The sequence below is a fragment of the Prevotella denticola genome (assembly GCF_900454835.1).
In the GTDB taxonomy this organism is placed as follows: Bacteria; Bacteroidota; Bacteroidia; order Bacteroidales; family Bacteroidaceae; genus Prevotella; species Prevotella denticola.
Genome location: NZ_UGTM01000001.1, coordinates 773,888 through 789,386, shown reverse-complemented (window position 1 = coordinate 789,386; position 15,499 = coordinate 773,888). Strand labels below are relative to the sequence as shown.

15 protein-coding genes are annotated in these 15,499 nt (G+C 47.6%); 9 read left to right on the top strand and 6 right to left on the bottom strand.

Annotated elements, in window-relative coordinates:
* Positions 1 to 694: 694 nt before the first annotated feature.
* From DYH27_RS03340 to DYH27_RS03315, 6 genes are all read right to left on the bottom strand, one after another.
* Positions 695 to 1,396: a hypothetical protein gene (locus DYH27_RS03340; protein ID WP_025068031.1), complete on the bottom strand. Its 702-nt coding sequence runs from the start codon at positions 1,394 to 1,396 to the stop codon at positions 695 to 697.
* Positions 1,397 to 1,453: 57 nt separating this feature from the next.
* On the bottom strand, positions 1,454 to 2,401 hold the full coding sequence (locus tag DYH27_RS03335) for a hypothetical protein (protein WP_029216604.1): 948 nt from the start codon (positions 2,399 to 2,401) through the stop codon (positions 1,454 to 1,456).
* A 114-nt stretch (positions 2,402 to 2,515) separates the two neighbouring features.
* Positions 2,516 to 3,667 carry a replication initiation protein gene (locus DYH27_RS03330; RefSeq protein ID WP_081457137.1) on the bottom strand — a complete coding sequence of 384 codons (1,152 nt, stop codon included), beginning with the start codon at positions 3,665 to 3,667 and terminating at the stop codon, positions 2,516 to 2,518.
* A 321-nt stretch (positions 3,668 to 3,988) separates the two neighbouring features.
* A complete protein-coding gene (locus DYH27_RS03325; RefSeq protein WP_025068033.1) occupies positions 3,989 to 4,774 on the bottom strand; it encodes a DUF481 domain-containing protein in 786 nt (261 codons plus the stop codon).
* 123 nt (positions 4,775 to 4,897) lie between these two features.
* Positions 4,898 to 5,314: a hypothetical protein gene (locus DYH27_RS03320; protein WP_025068034.1), complete on the bottom strand. Its 417-nt coding sequence runs from the start codon at positions 5,312 to 5,314 to the stop codon at positions 4,898 to 4,900.
* 311 nt (positions 5,315 to 5,625) lie between these two features.
* Positions 5,626 to 6,489, bottom strand: a complete 864-nt coding sequence (locus tag DYH27_RS03315; RefSeq protein ID WP_004354834.1) for a DUF4339 domain-containing protein — start codon at positions 6,487 to 6,489, stop codon at positions 5,626 to 5,628.
* Positions 6,490 to 6,711: 222 nt separating this feature from the next.
* Between DYH27_RS03315 and DYH27_RS03310 the strand changes: the two genes are divergently transcribed.
* The 9 genes from DYH27_RS03310 to DYH27_RS03270 all read left to right on the top strand — a co-directional run bounded on the left by DYH27_RS03310 (position 6,712) and on the right by DYH27_RS03270 (position 15,374).
* Positions 6,712 to 7,422, top strand: a complete 711-nt coding sequence (locus tag DYH27_RS03310; protein WP_029216605.1) for a DUF421 domain-containing protein — start codon at positions 6,712 to 6,714, stop codon at positions 7,420 to 7,422.
* A gap of 584 nt (positions 7,423 to 8,006) precedes the next feature.
* Positions 8,007 to 9,359: a signal recognition particle protein gene (gene ffh, locus DYH27_RS03305; RefSeq protein WP_025068035.1), complete on the top strand. Its 1,353-nt coding sequence runs from the start codon at positions 8,007 to 8,009 to the stop codon at positions 9,357 to 9,359.
* 32 nt (positions 9,360 to 9,391) lie between these two features.
* Positions 9,392 to 10,276 (top strand): bifunctional methylenetetrahydrofolate dehydrogenase/methenyltetrahydrofolate cyclohydrolase FolD, encoded by an 885-nt coding sequence (gene folD / locus DYH27_RS03300; protein ID WP_004354821.1) that lies wholly within the window; start codon positions 9,392 to 9,394, stop codon positions 10,274 to 10,276.
* Positions 10,277 to 10,456: a tetratricopeptide repeat protein gene (locus DYH27_RS03295; RefSeq protein WP_004354799.1), complete on the top strand. Its 180-nt coding sequence runs from the start codon at positions 10,277 to 10,279 to the stop codon at positions 10,454 to 10,456.
* A gap of 12 nt (positions 10,457 to 10,468) precedes the next feature.
* Positions 10,469 to 10,702: a 4Fe-4S binding protein gene (locus DYH27_RS03290; protein ID WP_004354841.1), complete on the top strand. Its 234-nt coding sequence runs from the start codon at positions 10,469 to 10,471 to the stop codon at positions 10,700 to 10,702.
* Positions 10,703 to 10,705: 3 nt separating this feature from the next.
* Positions 10,706 to 11,791 carry a 3-methyl-2-oxobutanoate dehydrogenase subunit VorB gene (locus DYH27_RS03285; RefSeq protein WP_025068036.1) on the top strand — a complete coding sequence of 362 codons (1,086 nt, stop codon included), beginning with the start codon at positions 10,706 to 10,708 and terminating at the stop codon, positions 11,789 to 11,791.
* An 18-nt stretch (positions 11,792 to 11,809) separates the two neighbouring features.
* Positions 11,810 to 12,577: a thiamine pyrophosphate-dependent enzyme gene (locus tag DYH27_RS03280; RefSeq protein ID WP_025068037.1), complete on the top strand. Its 768-nt coding sequence runs from the start codon at positions 11,810 to 11,812 to the stop codon at positions 12,575 to 12,577.
* Between the two features lie 99 nt (positions 12,578 to 12,676).
* Positions 12,677 to 13,228 carry a 2-oxoacid:acceptor oxidoreductase family protein gene (locus tag DYH27_RS03275; RefSeq protein WP_004354766.1) on the top strand — a complete coding sequence of 184 codons (552 nt, stop codon included), beginning with the start codon at positions 12,677 to 12,679 and terminating at the stop codon, positions 13,226 to 13,228.
* Positions 13,229 to 14,228: 1,000 nt separating this feature from the next.
* Positions 14,229 to 15,374: an OmpA family protein gene (locus DYH27_RS03270; RefSeq protein WP_025068039.1), complete on the top strand. Its 1,146-nt coding sequence runs from the start codon at positions 14,229 to 14,231 to the stop codon at positions 15,372 to 15,374.
* Positions 15,375 to 15,499 lie beyond the last annotated feature (125 nt).

Here is a 15,499-nt window from a genome sequence, read left to right as displayed (position 1 = left end):
CAGCTACTTGGTGGTGAGATCTGGTACAACTGAGAAGTTGTTTTTCGTGTTTGAATATTTACCTTATTGAGTAAAGGGACGCACTTGAATCATGGATTTGGGTGCGTCCCTTGTCTCATACAGTCATTCTGCCTCATCTATATTGAGCCTGTCAGGTTGTAACAGGAAGGCGAGGGTACAGGTCTCGGTAAAATAAAAGGAATTTCGGGACAGTAGATCTTTCGTGAGGAAGCCTCATTCTACTTATAAAAAATCTTCTAAAGTTTAGAGTGGTCAGGATACTTGACAATGAGGACAGAATTACCGACTGTTTACTGCAAGAGTTTATTTCTCATTTGCTGTCACTTTTAACATTCTTCACTAACACATTGTTTATTAGTATGTTATATATGTTTACAGAGTGACGGCAGTGACAGGAAAATAATTTCACAGCAGAGCAATCACAAGCGCATCTGCCGTGGATGAATGTCAGACTATGTTTTACCCTAAAGCATATTCTTCGGCAGCCCCTTTATCGGGGCATAAAAACTGCTTCTATCCGATTATAATGCTTGATGTGATCCATACTGAGCCTTGACACCATGGGTGTACACCTTCAACACCATTCGTGTTTATCCTCGACACACCAACAGGAAAGAATCATGTGGGTGTAATGATAATCCCCATTAATTATCTACAGGTTCGGGGACTTTGCCTAAACAAGGTCTTCGTATGCCTGATTCATCTCATTCATCAAGGTTTCAAAGTTTTCAGAGTTCAATGCAACCTTTCTGAACATCATCTCCAAGTTCTCTTCTTCAAGATTGACCGGCGTTTCATGAAGCAGTGACATCATTCCCGACAACATCAGACGATAGACTGTTGCCTGACGCAGTCCGGCCGCCTCCGTTTTTGCCAGAGTTATCCCTGAAGCATAAGCTTGCATCTGAACACGGACAAGAGACCGGATGGCCAGAGAGACAGAAACACTGTCATCGCCAGTCAGTGGTGGACAATCTGAAAAATAGGCATCGGCAGACATCAGATGACCTTCAAGCAGGGCGCACATATGCTTCTGATATTCGGTGGTCACCAGTTCATAGAGCTTTTTGTTTCCACAGGCATAACGTAGCAGAATTTTTGAGGGAGTCGAACCAGAAAAGTGATGCCGCTTCATATCCTCGGTCACAGCTTCTACATCAGAATAGTTCAGACGGACAAGGACCGGGAAAAGAACTGTAACAAAGTGGCTAGAGAAATTCTCAAAGTTATCCACAACTATCCGCTTGTATTCCTTGGCTTCCAGCCTTTTCTTTCCTGGGTACAGAACTTCGCCCTGGCCGGAGAAGAATGCATGAAAGTAGCCCCTGACCATTGCCGAGGCCACTCTTGAGCGGTTTATATCCGTTGTCCTCATATATCTTCTATGTTGCTTATTGTGCCTTTATTCTACGTCTCTGCACCTTTATTATTCTTATCTGTGCCCGCCGAAGCTACCGTTGTTGCTCGGTACGTTTGAACGTGTCGGGATTGACTGTGTCTGACTGTTCGCCGTCGAGGTCGGCATGGACGGCCGGGAAGCATTCCCGAATGAAGCCCTGCCGTTGCTGCCGGTCTGCTGCGAAACTGATGTTGAACTTTGGCGGGACTGGTAGACCGGACGATCCGTCTGTTGCCGTGAACCGCCAAAACTCTGATTGTACGACCTGTCCGGTGTCGTATTTGCATTGTCCCTGCTTGCATTGCCGAAACTGTAGTGCCGATTGTCTTGCTGTTGAGCATTCCATGAACCGCCATTCCGGTAAACTTCCTGCCTGTTCCTTGTGCGGTCCATCGTCATACCCGGACGGGGCTGACGATAACCAAAGCGTCCCTCATAATAACTGCCGGCATACCTGTTCCGGCCTCCGCGATAGGTTAAATAATCTGCCGGACGAGAGCGATAGAAATGATTACGGTCCGCATAACGATTATATACCCTGTAAGCGTAACTGTCATTATACCAGTAAACCGGACGGTAGAAATAATCTTCAACTATATAATAATTATATTGTCTGGCATCCAGAACATAGAACAGGTCGCTGTTACGCCGTGCCCAGTAGTTTCCATAAAGAGAGTTCTCCCCTTGCATATTCAGCAGATAATCAAGGTTTATCTCATAGACGGCCTCGTACTGTGCGTCGGTTAATCCGAGCTCGTAGGCCATCTTGTCTGAAAGGAACAGGGCTTCACGGCGTGCATCATCGTAAGATATTCTGCCATAAGTACTGTTGTATCCCACGTTATAACCGTCATCGTAGACCGTAGCTGTCGAAGCAACAGGACCTCCGACGCCTCCACCTATCGAGAGAAACGAACCACAGGAAGTCAGTGTGAGACCTGTAAAAATCAGTGCCAATGTGTATAAATACATCTTTTTCATATCTGTAACCCTTTAGAATGACTACTTTAGTCCTTTATCTGAAACAAAAATAGTCTTTTGGTTTCAAATATGAAGTAGGAATATTCCTATTCTGCAAGGGGGACTTCCTATTTTTTATTCCACCTCTTCTACTATCGTATTGGGAATTTCCTTCGACTTCAGCATTTCGTCAAGGCTCTTGAAAGTGTAGGCAGCCTTGTCTTTTACGAAAGTCTTTGTGAATCTGTCACGAAGGCTCATCAGCTTCTGTACAGCCTCCTGATAGGTCTCGGCGGTAATGCGGTCAGACATTGTCTTGGCATTCGCTGGTGTAAAGTCGAAATACTGTACAAGATACTGTTGGAACTGTCGCCGCTGGTTCTGGGTCATTTCCTGCAACTGCAAGTTCATCTTGTCCTTTGTCCGATGAATGACAAAGACAAGTTCGTCCGGCTCACCGCCGCGCTGACCACGGTCATATTTCTTCTCATACTCAAAATAACAATCACAGAACCCTTTCTCGGCAAGCTCCTTCAATTCCTGCATGGCAGGATCAAGGACACGGCGGCAGAAGTCGGAAAACTTCTTATAATTGTTCTCCAGTCGCAGCATCTTTCTGAATTCCAAGGTCTTGATGACGGTCCGTCCCTTGTCTACCCAGGATTCAATGAACATATAAATTCGCTGTGTGTAACGGTTCTTGCAGGCAAAGACAATCTGTTTCCCCAACCGGTGATAACCAAAGTCCAATGAGACGAGACGCTCGGCAACAGTATGGTCGAGTTTCAGGATTGCATATTTATTATAGGATCTGTCCTCCGGAATATAAACATCGCAGAGGTTGGTTGCCTTTGTGTACTTTCTTCCTTCAGCTGTCTTGTAAGGTATCTCTACAGGAATGGAAGCAAGCATCTTCAACGAATTCCGCAGCTGTGGATAGTGGTTCGGATCAACCCCCAGCTCCTTGAAAGGGAGTTTGATCGGCATACGCCCGTCTTCATCCAGTTCATCCGTCTGAAACAGATCCAGCTGAAAACCACGCTTGTTGTTCAGAATACCATGCAGAATCGATTGCAGGCTCTCGACAATAGACACCAGAATCCTCACCTGAATGAGGGAATAGTCATGGCGCATCATCGTCACTGCGATGGGCTGCAGAAGCCATGTTTCCTCTTCTATGGGGATAAGGTCGTTCGATATGGTACGGCTTTTCAGTGGAGCTTTCTGTGCTTTCGCTCCACGCTTCCGGGGGGTGACCTTCCGTGTGGTTGTCTTTTCAGTTGCCATGTCTGTCTTCTTTGCCTTCATCATGTATCCTATGATAGCTTCAAGCTACAAAGATACTGCTTTTATTTGAACTAACTGCTAAAAAGCTACGAAAATAACCGCCTGCTTTTCACAGCCCTGTAATCCGCTCGACAAGTCCGTATAAGCCTTGCCGGCAGAATCGCATTATCCCCGCGACGATAATTTTATCTTCGCGGGGATAATTCATTCTCAGGAATCTGTACTCCACAAGAAACCGACAGCAATACCGCCCCTTTCCGTATGAAGTACACCGCCGCCTGATACAGGCCGGTACATCCGGAACATGTATCGGTGAAGCCGCTAAAATGCGATGTTGAGCCCGGCCTCTACCGTAGTGTAAGTCTTCCTTATAGGGACGATAGGGGCAGTGTCATATATGAGACGGTAGGCACCATTAATGCCGATCTTCGGCGTGATGTTATATTTCAGGTCGATAGCACCGCCGAAACGCGCCGCCTTGAAGTAGCCGTCAGGTTTTGCCTGATGAATCGCTGTGGTTGTCAGTTCCCAATGGTCACCCAGATGGTGCTTGCAGCTGACGGACAGATGACTCTTGACACTACGGCTGTAAGCATGCGGTTGAGCTGCATTAGGAGTAGGATCATCCCACTTCTCAAACTCATAGAACATCCCTACTGCTGCGAACATCAGGAACTTCTCCTTGTTGACCAGACGGTAACGTGACTGCAAGCCCGTGGATATCTTATATTCCATACCGCGGCTCTCAGCCCATTGCGACTCTGCATAAGGATAAATCTCAAAGGCACGACTTAGCAGATAGCGGTATTCTACATGTACGTAACCTCCGCTTACCGTCACTTTCTTACCATAGGTTGAAAACTCAAGTTTGTTGATCAGATTGACAACACGCTTGTGTCTGATCAGTAGATTGAGATTGGCTGTATTCTTGAGTGTGAGTACATTCTCCTTCTCAGTCTTGAAATCCAGCACCGGCTGCAACGACCCCTGTATGGTCTTCGCACTGTCAATATCCATTGTCATGTTCTCCGAAAAGAGCATCTGTGAATAGGCTGGGAGGTAAGAGAATAATACCGATAACAGAAATAAGAGGGTTTTCTTTTTCATTGTTTGAAATGATGAAGCCTGTCCGAAACAAAAATAAAGACAGACGTTTCGTCTGTCCGAAAAAACGAAAGAGGACAGACACAGTTGCCTGTCCCCCACATGAATGGGATTATCCACAAGATGTTATTTGTCAATAATCTGAACCTTTTTGTTCAATTCGTCAATCTGCGCCTGAAGCTTGGCCATCTTCTTTTCCATCTTGCTCATATTCTTCTGGCTCTTGGCCAACTTCTTGTTGACGCTTTTCGTCTCCTTGAGTTTCTTTACCGTATTCTTTGCCTGCTTTACAGTGCTTGCAGGATCGGATGCCGTGAAATCAGTCGTAGCAACATTTGCGTCGGCATTGACGCTGGCAGCCTTTCCGCTGAGAGCATTGTAATTCGCTTTCTCCTTTTCGTAATCGAGCTGGAGCTTGTTCAATTTTGCAGTCAGGTTAAGTACTTTCTGCTGTTCCCTTAAATTGTCGACTGTAGCAGCGTTCTGGGAAAAGCCGGTAATGGCCGACAAAGACATTATCCCGATCAACAGTAATTTCTTCATATTAAAAAACATTTTAAATTCACACTGCAAAAATACATATTATTTCTTTATCACACAAGCAATAGTCCACATATTTTCTGATTTCATATATATGAAGACCTTTTTTAAAGGCAGGGACAGAAAATCAACTTATTATAATGTTTTTCCATTTCCGATGGGCAGAATATGCCGGATAAAAGGAAAAAATCCTTCCAAAGGTGGTTCCCAAAACCAGCCTTGAACATATCCACGTGTTCCCGGCTTCAGCTCGGATACACGGGACCATGTGTCCTGACATCATTCTGCCTCCATCCTAACAGGCAGGAAATCCCTTAAAGAGAATCTTCGGGTTGTTTCCTGTCAGCCTCTGAATGCGAGTGTTTTGTGCCCAATCCGATACCGTCCAGCAGTCCGTCCAATGCTCCGCCCAGCACACCTTCTATGGCTGTCGTAGCAGGATCGACGACATTCTCCCGTAACATTTTCTGTGCTTTCTGCCTGATCTGTTCCTTCACGTTTATCTCCGACTTCTTGTAATACTGCTCTGCCGCCTTCTGAAGGTCGTCTTCGTCAACCGTAAAGATATGTCCTAAAAGTCCCAAGGAAACGACGTAGTCCTTTCCGTTGTAGTTCACCTTTCCGAGAGAACAGACCACATAGTTGTCCACCGTCACGAGATTGTCAACAGCGGCTTCGACGACCTTCCCGGCGAACGCATTGCTGATGCTTCGGAATGCATTGTCAATGAGTTCATTGCCGGTAGTGTTGGTACTGTCGTTGGCAGCATCGTTCACCGTGGCGGTAATGACGCTCGAAAGAACCTCCTTGTGCTGTTCGGGCTTCGGACAGGTAAGTATCAGTACCGCAGCGACGACGACAAGCGTAATCAGGATGCCCGGCAGACATCCCGTATGACCTCTCTTTTGCAGCGGCTGCGGCGGTACTTCGGTTGCCGATGGAGCAGACTGTGCCATGGGGGTTGCCTCTACAAACGGAATCCCTTCCGTCCCCGTCTGATTCTCTGTAGAGGCATTACCCTCCAGGATCCTGCGCAGTTCCTCTATCTGCCAGGCAGGAATCCACCGTGTGCCGCCAGCCGGCATTACCAGAGTCGTTGCCTGAATGCCGCGTTCTTCCAGCTCCTGGAGACTGTAGGGACCTTGTTTCTCATTATCAATGCTGATATAGTATTCCATTTGCTTCTTGTTTTTTCGGATGCGAAGTTATTTATTATTTCCCAACTGGCAAAGAAGTTTGCTTCTTTTTTGCAGAATGCGCGAATTGAATTGTTTAATGGAATTGTTTCTACGGTCGGTTTTACCAAACGGATTTTCACCTGTTTCCTTGCACATATTAAGGGGGAACACTAATTTTGCAGCATAAAGTAACAGATAGCTGATTTTAAAATAAAAAAAAGCATGATTGATTTATTACAGCCCTATGTGGCTATTGCCGTAAAGCTTATTACGGGTATGATTGGAATTCTGGCTTTCCTGCGTATAACGGGAAAGGCACAGATGGGACAGCTGACACCGCTCGACACAGTGAGCGCATTCGTAATCGGCGCACTGGTCGGTGGTGTGCTTTATAATCCGGATATGACGATATGGCATCTGATCTTTGCCTTGGCCGTCTGGACCGGTTTCAATATGCTTGTCCGTTTTGCCATGCGTTCATCGCTATTGCGCCACCTTATAAAAGGAGAGGGTGTGTTCCTGGTCAAGAACGGTATCATTAATTTCAAGAATTTCAAACGCAACAGTCTTGAAATGGAACAGTTCCGCTTGATGTTAAGGCAGAAGGGCATCTTCTCCATGTTCGATGTAGAGGATGTGCTGTTCGAGGCCAACGGTGCTGTCACCGTGCTTTCACCAGGAGAAACCTCCTATTCTGTCCTGCTGGTCAATAACGGAGAAATCGTAGAGAGCAGCCTCGCCCAGTGCGAACGGTCGCAGTCATGGGTGATACGTGCCATCAAACACAACGGATTCAAGGGCCCGTCAGAACTCTTCTGCATGGAATGGACTCCCCGGAAAGGCTTTTACTTCGTTACGTTTGAAGGACACGTAAAGCGCGGGAAAGATGAAGTCGATGCTGATGAAATCGACCCTAACAATGCACAGGTGTAGCTTTCATCCCGGAAGCCGGGATAGACAGTAAGACTGAAACATCCGAAAGAAAATGTGTCATATACCCAAGTAGGGACAGATGCCCTCGTCTGTCCAATAAATAGTCTGTTTTGCAGATAGAAGAGGGTGTATGTCCCTACAGTTTAGCTACCATATGAACTTCTGATACGGCCCCGCTGGGCTTCCGGTTCCCAACCGGTTGGGAACCGGAGTCCCGGCCGTCGGGAAGCGTGTTCCCAGGCCTCGGGAACATCATTCCCAAGGGCAGGCTGCATGAGTTTATGTGTACGGTAGGCGAGCATAGTCCATGTGACATAGACTGCCAACAGGCAGAAATCAGACCGTGCGGCACCTATAGGATTTCAGGACCTCCTCTGTCCGCAGATTCATGCAAGTGATACGAATAATGCGGACAGAAACACATCTCGCGCCTTGCTTTTCTTGCACAAACATTATTTATGTGCGCATGAATACAAGCCGTGTGTTTTAAAATATTTTAAAATAAGAGGATGAGACTTGTTTTTTTATTTTCCTTTTTACTATCTTTGTATGTTGGAAATAAAACGAGTTTACTTTAAAAGGCAATGTTTGAAAATTTAAGTGATCGTCTTGAACGCTCTTTTAAGATTCTTAAAGGAGAGGGAAAGATAACAGAGATAAATGTAGCAGAAACCCTCAAGGACGTGCGCAGAGCGCTGCTCGATGCCGATGTCAACTATAAAGTAGCCAAGTCGTTTACGGATACGGTAAAGAAAAAGGCACTGGGTATGAATGTGTTGACCGCCGTCAAGCCAGGGCAGCTCATGGTCAAGATCGTGCATGACGAGCTGGCAGAGCTGATGGGTGGTGAAGCCGTAGGACTGAACCTGGTCAACCGCCCGGCCATCATTCTGATGAGTGGTCTGCAGGGGTCCGGCAAAACGACATTCTCTGGTAAGCTGGCCAATATGCTGAAGACGAAAGAACACAAGCACCCTCTGCTGGTGGCCTGTGATGTCTATCGTCCCGCTGCCATCGAGCAGCTGAAAGTGGTGGGCGAGCAGGTGGGAGTGCCCGTCTACAGCGAGCCTGACAATAAAACAGTGAACGAGATTGCCGACCATGCTATCGCCGAGGCCAAGGCCAAGGGCAATGACGTGGTAATCATCGATACCGCCGGCCGTCTGGCGGTAGATGAGGACATGATGAATGAGATTGAAAGTCTCAAGAAGCATGTAACCCCCGATGAAACACTGTTTGTCGTTGACTCTATGACGGGTCAGGACGCAGTGAATACGGCCAAGGAGTTCAATGACCGTCTGGACTTCAATGGCGTTGTCCTCACAAAGCTCGACGGTGACACGCGCGGCGGAGCTGCCCTTTCAATCCGTACCGTTGTGACCAAGCCTATCAAGTTCATCGGTACAGGTGAGAAGATGGAGGCAGTAGATGTGTTCCATCCAGGACGTATGGCCGACCGCATTCTGGGCATGGGCGACGTAGTCTCACTTGTCGAACGTGCGCAGGAGCAGTTTGACGAGGAAGAAGCGAAGCGTCTGCAGAAGAAGATCCAGAAGAACCAGTTTGACTTCAACGACTTCTACAACCAGATTCAGCAGATCAAGAAAATGGGTAATCTGAAAGACCTCGCTTCGATGATTCCCGGTGTGGGCAAGGCAATCCGCGACGTGGACATCGACGACAATGCCTTCAAGGGGATTGAGGCCATCATCCAGAGTATGACCCCGAAGGAACGCACGAATCCGGAAGTGCTGAACAATTCCCGCCGGCAGCGTATTGCCAAAGGATCCGGCACGAATCTTCAGGAGGTGAACCGCCTGATCAAGCAGTTTGACCAGACCCGGAAAATGATGAAGATGGTCACCGGTTCGAAGATGTCAGGCATGATGAGCCGCATGAAAGGGATGCCTGGTATGCCGAACATGCCGAAGCTGTAAAAGGAAATCTATTTATCAAATAATATTTTACTATGGAATATCAGTTAATCGACGGAAAGGCAACCGCTACTGCCATCAAGCAGGAGATTGCCGGAGAAGTGAAGGCTATTGTAGCCGCAGGTGGAAAGCAACCTCATCTTGCAGCCATATTGGTGGGGCATGACGGGGGAAGCGAAACCTATGTGAAGAATAAGGTGATTGCATGTGAACAATGCGGATTCAAGTCTACCCTCATCCGTTTCGAGGCTGATGTTACCGAAGCGGAGCTTCTGGCCTGCGTAGAAAAATTGAACAAGGACGTGGATGTGGACGGGTTTATCGTCCAGCTGCCTTTGCCGAAACACATCGACGAGCAGAAAATCATCATGGCTATTGACTACCGCAAGGATGTTGACGGATTCCATCCGATCAATGTCGGGCGTATGTCCATCGGCCTTCCCTGCTTCATATCAGCGACCCCGCTGGGAATCCTAACGCTCCTGCAACATTACAAAATCGAAACTTCCGGCAGGAAATGTGTCATTCTCGGCCGCAGCAACATCGTCGGCAAGCCCATGGCACAGCTGATGATGCAGAAACAGTACGGTGACGCAACGGTGACGGTCTGCCACTCCCATTCAAAGGACCTGAAGAAAGAGTGCCGGGAAGCTGATATCATCATTGCCGCTATAGGCAGACCCGACTTCGTGACGGCAGACATGGTGAAACCGGGAGCAGTTGTCGTTGACGTCGGTACTACACGTGTTGCCGATGAAACCCGCAAGAGCGGTTTCCGGTTGAACGGTGATGTGAAGTTCGACGAGGTCGCACCTCTTTGTTCTTTCATTACCCCCGTACCGGGTGGCGTCGGCCCCATGACTATCTGCTCGCTGATGAAGAATACGCTTGCTGCGGGCAAGAGAGAATTTTACAAGTAAATGACAGCCGAAGAATATTTCCAACTGGGAAACGAATGCCGGAAGAGGGGAGACTGGCAGAATGCCTTGGCCAATTACATGGAGGCCATCGAGTTGGATCCCGATTCGCCGGCAGTCGTGGCAAAAGAGATGCTGGAGAGTATTCTCAACTTCTATAACAAGGATGCATACAATCCTTAAAATACAAAAACTATGAGCAAGATGAAAGGTGCCATCGTAGTGAACACTGACCGCTGCAAAGGATGCGAGTTGTGCATCGTTGCATGCCCGAAAGATGTGATTGCCTTGGCTCAGAAGAAGGTGAATGTCCACGGATATCCGTATGTTGAAGCCGCCGTTCCGGAGGCCTGTATCGGTTGCGCTGCCTGTGCAATGGTCTGCCCTGACGGCTGCATTATGGTTTATCGCAAGAAAGTGGAGGAATAATTTATGGCAGAACAAGAAGTAAAATTAATGAAGGGGAACGAGGCCATCGCCCATGCCGCCATCCGTTGTGGTACAGACGGTTATTTCGGCTATCCCATTACCCCTCAGAGTGAGATAATCGAGACACTGGCAGCGTTGAAGCCGTGGGAGACAACCGGCATGGTTGTCCTGCAGGCTGAGAGCGAGGTGGCATCTATCAACATGATCTACGGAGGCGCAGGTGCTGGGAAGCGGGTACTGACGAGTTCTTCATCACCTGGTGTCGCCTTGATGCAGGAAGGCATCAGCTATATGGCCGGTGCTGAGCTGCCCGGCGTGTTTGTCAATGTACAGCGCGGAGGCCCTGGCCTTGGTACGATTCAGCCAAGTCAGAGCGATTATTTCCAGGCAACGCGTGGCGGTGGTAATGGTGATTACAATGTGATTGTATTGGCTCCGAATTCCGTTCAGGAAATGGCCGATTTTGTCGATCTGGCCTTTGAACTGGCTTTCAGATACCGTAACCCGGCCATGATTCTGTCTGATGGCGTAATCGGACAGATGATGGAGAAAGTGGTTCTCCCGCCGGTGAAACCGCGCCGTACGGAGGAAGAAATCCGAAAGGAATGTCCATGGGCCTCTATCGGACGCACGCAGGACCGTACGCCGAATATCATTACGTCTCTGGAATTGAAGCCAGAAGTAATGGAACAGAGAAACCTCCACTTACAGGAGAAGTATCGGCAGATATGTGAGAACGAAGTGCGTTTCGAAGCACAGCTGTGTGACGATGCGGAATACATAATCGTCAGTTTCGGCAGTGCCGCACGTATCGGAGAGAAAGCCGTTGAGCTGGCCCGGGAGGCTGGGTTGAAGGTCGGTCTGTTCCGTCCGATAACTCTCTGGCCCTTCCCAAGCAGACAGCTTGCAGAACTCTGCAAGGGGAAGAAAGGTGTGCTGGTGAGCGAAATCAATGCCGGTCAGATGGTACAGGATGTCCGTCTGGCTGTCAACGGAGCATTGCCGGTAGAGCATTTCGGCCGTCTGGGAGGTATCGTTCCCGACCCGGAAGAGATTGTCAAGGCACTCAAGAAAACGTTGATAAAGTAATGAGGGAGGACGTGTATTATGGCAAATGAGATTATTTCACCGGAAAATCTGGTGTATAAGAAGCCTGCCTTGATGAACGAAACGACAATGCATTATTGTCCAGGTTGTTCACATGGTGTGGTTCATAAGTTGGTTGCAGAGGTAATCGAGGAAATGGGAATGAGCGACAAGGCGGTCGGAGTCTGCCCTGTGGGATGTGCAGTCTTCGCTTATCGTTATCTTGATATTGACTGGCAGGAGGCACCGCATGGACGTGCCCCGGCTGTGGCGACAGGTATCAAGCGGCTGTGGCCGGACCGCCTCGTCTTCACTTATCAGGGCGACGGCGATCTGGCTTGTATCGGTACTGCCGAGACAATCCATGCACTGAACCGTGGTGAGCACTTTCCGATCATCTTCATCAACAATGCAATCTATGGCATGACAGGTGGGCAGATGGCACCCACTACGCTTATCGGTCAGAAAACCGCAACCTGCCCTTATGGCCGTGAGCCGGCTCTTCATGGCTACAATCTGAACATTACAGAGCTGGCAAGCCATCTGAAAGGTACCTGCTATGTGACCCGCCAGAGTGTTGATACGGTCGCTTCAATCAACAAGGCGAAACGTGCGATTCGCAAGGCCTTCGAAGCAAGTATGCAGGGAAAAGGCAGCTCGCTGGTAGAGATTGTTGCCACCTGCAACAGTGGCTGGAAGCTCACTCCGGTGAAAGCGAACGAGTGGATGCGGGAAAATATGTTCCCGGAATACCAAAAGGGAGACCTGAAAGATACAACCGGCCTATAGGAATAGGAAGGTGGCTGTCAGTGGAAAACAGGTAAGATATTCCCTATTGGGACTATCTTTGATGCATTATCTGTTCCTTAATATATAAAAAGGTGTAAAATGAAAAAAGAGATAATAATTAGTGGTTTCGGCGGCCAGGGTGTACTCTCAATGGGTAAGATTCTGGCTTACTCGGGGCTGATGGAAGAAAAGGAGGTAACCTGGATGCCTGCCTATGGACCGGAACAGCGTGGCGGAACAGCCAATGTGACGGTCATCGTAAGTGACGAACGCATCTCTTCTCCCATCCTCAGCAAGTATGATGTGGCAATCGTCCTGAACCAGCCTTCACTGGATAAGTTCGAACCCAAGGTGAAACCGGGTGGCATTCTTATTTATGACGGCTATGGTGTCATAAGTCCTCCGAGACGTAAGGATATTGCAGTCTATCGCATCAACGCAATGGACAAGGCTGCAGAAATGAAGAATGCCAAGGTGTTCAATATGATTGTTCTGGGCGGATTACTCAAGGTCTGTCCTGTAGTAAGTACCGACGGACTGAAGAAAGCTCTCTTCAAGAGTCTCCCGGAACGTCATCATAACCTTATTCCACTGAATATGCAGGCTGTGGAAGAGGGTATGAAGATCATTTCCAACAGCAAGCTGGAATAAGATCTACAGTCTGGCAGGCAGAGCCAAGCTGAAGACCCTTGATTGCCATTGCAGCGATCAAGAGTGCGCACTGCTGCATGGCATTGCAGAGTCAAGCTGAAAGCCTGCAACCGGTATTGAAGAGTCAAACAGAAAAACCTGATTTTTTATAACTCTCTAATTTGTTTGAGGGACCTTAGCAGTGATGCCACGGGTCCCTTTTTTCTTGTGCTGCACCTAAGTAAGTGGACCAGATAATTAATGGGGATTATCATTTACCTCCACTGATTCTTTACTGTCAGTGTGCCGAGGGTAAACACGAATGGTGTCGAGGGTGTACACCAATGGTGTCAAGGCTTAGTACGGATCACGTTAAGCATTATAACCGGATAGAAGTAGTTTGAATGTAAGTTTTCTGAATAAACATTTCCTGATAAAGAGTCTGCCGCAGAAGAATATACTTTAGGATAAAACATAGTCTGACATTCATCCAAGGCAGATGTGCCTGTGACCGGTCTGCTATGAAATTATTTTCCTGTCACTACCGTCACTCTGTAAATACATATAACAAACTAATAAACAATGTATTAGTGAAGAATGTTAAAAGTGACAGCAAATGAGAAATAAACTTTTGCAGTAAATAGTCGGTAATCCTGTCCTCATTGTCAGCATCCTGGCCACTCTAAACTTCAGAAGATTTTTTATAAGCAGAATGAGTCTACCCCCACGAAAGATCTACTGTCCCGAAATAAGTTCCGGACTGACATATTGAAAGCTTCACTCCATAACAACATCGTATACTACTTGCCTATGCGATTTCATGTCGATCGATACCGTCGTCACAGTAACAGATTGTCCTGTAATTCCATCTTTGTGGTTTCTTTTGCTCACAACAGGGGGTGTTGTGCACATTTTTTTTCAAAAACATTTGGTTGTTTCATTATTTTTTTATTACTTTGCAGCCGATTTAAGACATTGATACAATACATTTTATTATAAATATTAATTAATTCAGAGAGAAATGAAAAAGTTAGTTTTAATGTTAGCAGCTGCTTCTATGGCAGCATCTGTATCTGCTCAGACAGTTGCAGAAAGCAAGACATTTGACAACATCTACGTAGGTATTAACGGTGGTGTTGCAACAAAGACAACAGGTCACAAGTGGTTGAGCGACCTCGATCCTAATGCAGGTATCCGTGTCGGCCGCTACTTCACTCCAGTTTTCGGTCTCGCAGTTGAGGGTAACGCATACTTCTCAAACAAGCCTTGGGGTTCAACAGGTACTGTCGTTCGTGCTACAAACGTCAGCCTGCTCGGTACTGTAAACCTGAGCAACTGGTTCGGTGGCTACAAGGGTGAGCCTCGTACATTCGAAGTCAGCGCACTCTATGGTCTCGGCTGGGCACATCTGTTCACAAGCGACAAGGCTTTCAAGGAACTTACTTCTGGTCAGCGTAACCGTATGACTTCCAAGGCAGCTCTTGATTTCGCTTTCAACTTCGGTTCAGAGAAGCAGTGGCAGGTATATGTTGAGCCTTCTATCAACTTCGCCTTCCTTGGTCAGTCTACAAAGAAGACTGTTCGAATCAAGAATACTGTACCTCCAACAACAGAATTGGTCGACTATACTACTGACTACGGCTACAAGGCAGGTTCAAATGCAGGTCAGCCAGCTTACAACATCAACAACTCATTCGTACAGCTGAATGCAGGTGTCGTTTACAAGTTCAAGAACTCTAACGGTACTCACAACTTCACAATCGTTACTCCGCGCGACCAGGCTGAGATTGACGCTCTGAACGCACAGATCAACGAGCTCCGCAACCGCAAGCCAGAGGTTATCACCAAGGAGGTTGTCAAGGAAGTTCCGGCCGTTAAGGAGTTCACCGTTTCCGACCTCGTATTCGTAACATTCGCACAGGGCAAGTATGCTCTTACAAACGACGCTAAGTCTGCTTTGAACAACATCAAGGAAGGCTCTCACGTCCAGGTTATCGGTACAGCTTCTCCAGAGGGTTCTAAGGAAATCAACGACCGTCTGTCACAGGCTCGTGCTGACGTAGTTGCCAACTACCTCAAGGCTCGTGGCGTAAACGTTGACGAGGCTACCGGCAAGGGCGTACAGGGTACGACTTCTAATCGTCTCGCAGTTGTTTACGTAAAGTAAGTATACGCAGTTCAAGAAGGTATACCCTTCAGACTGAATAGAGTTATCGGGGATGCATCAGTTGTGATGCATCCCTTTTTTGAAGACTATGACGAAGACAACAAGAGCTGTTTCCAGCAGGATGT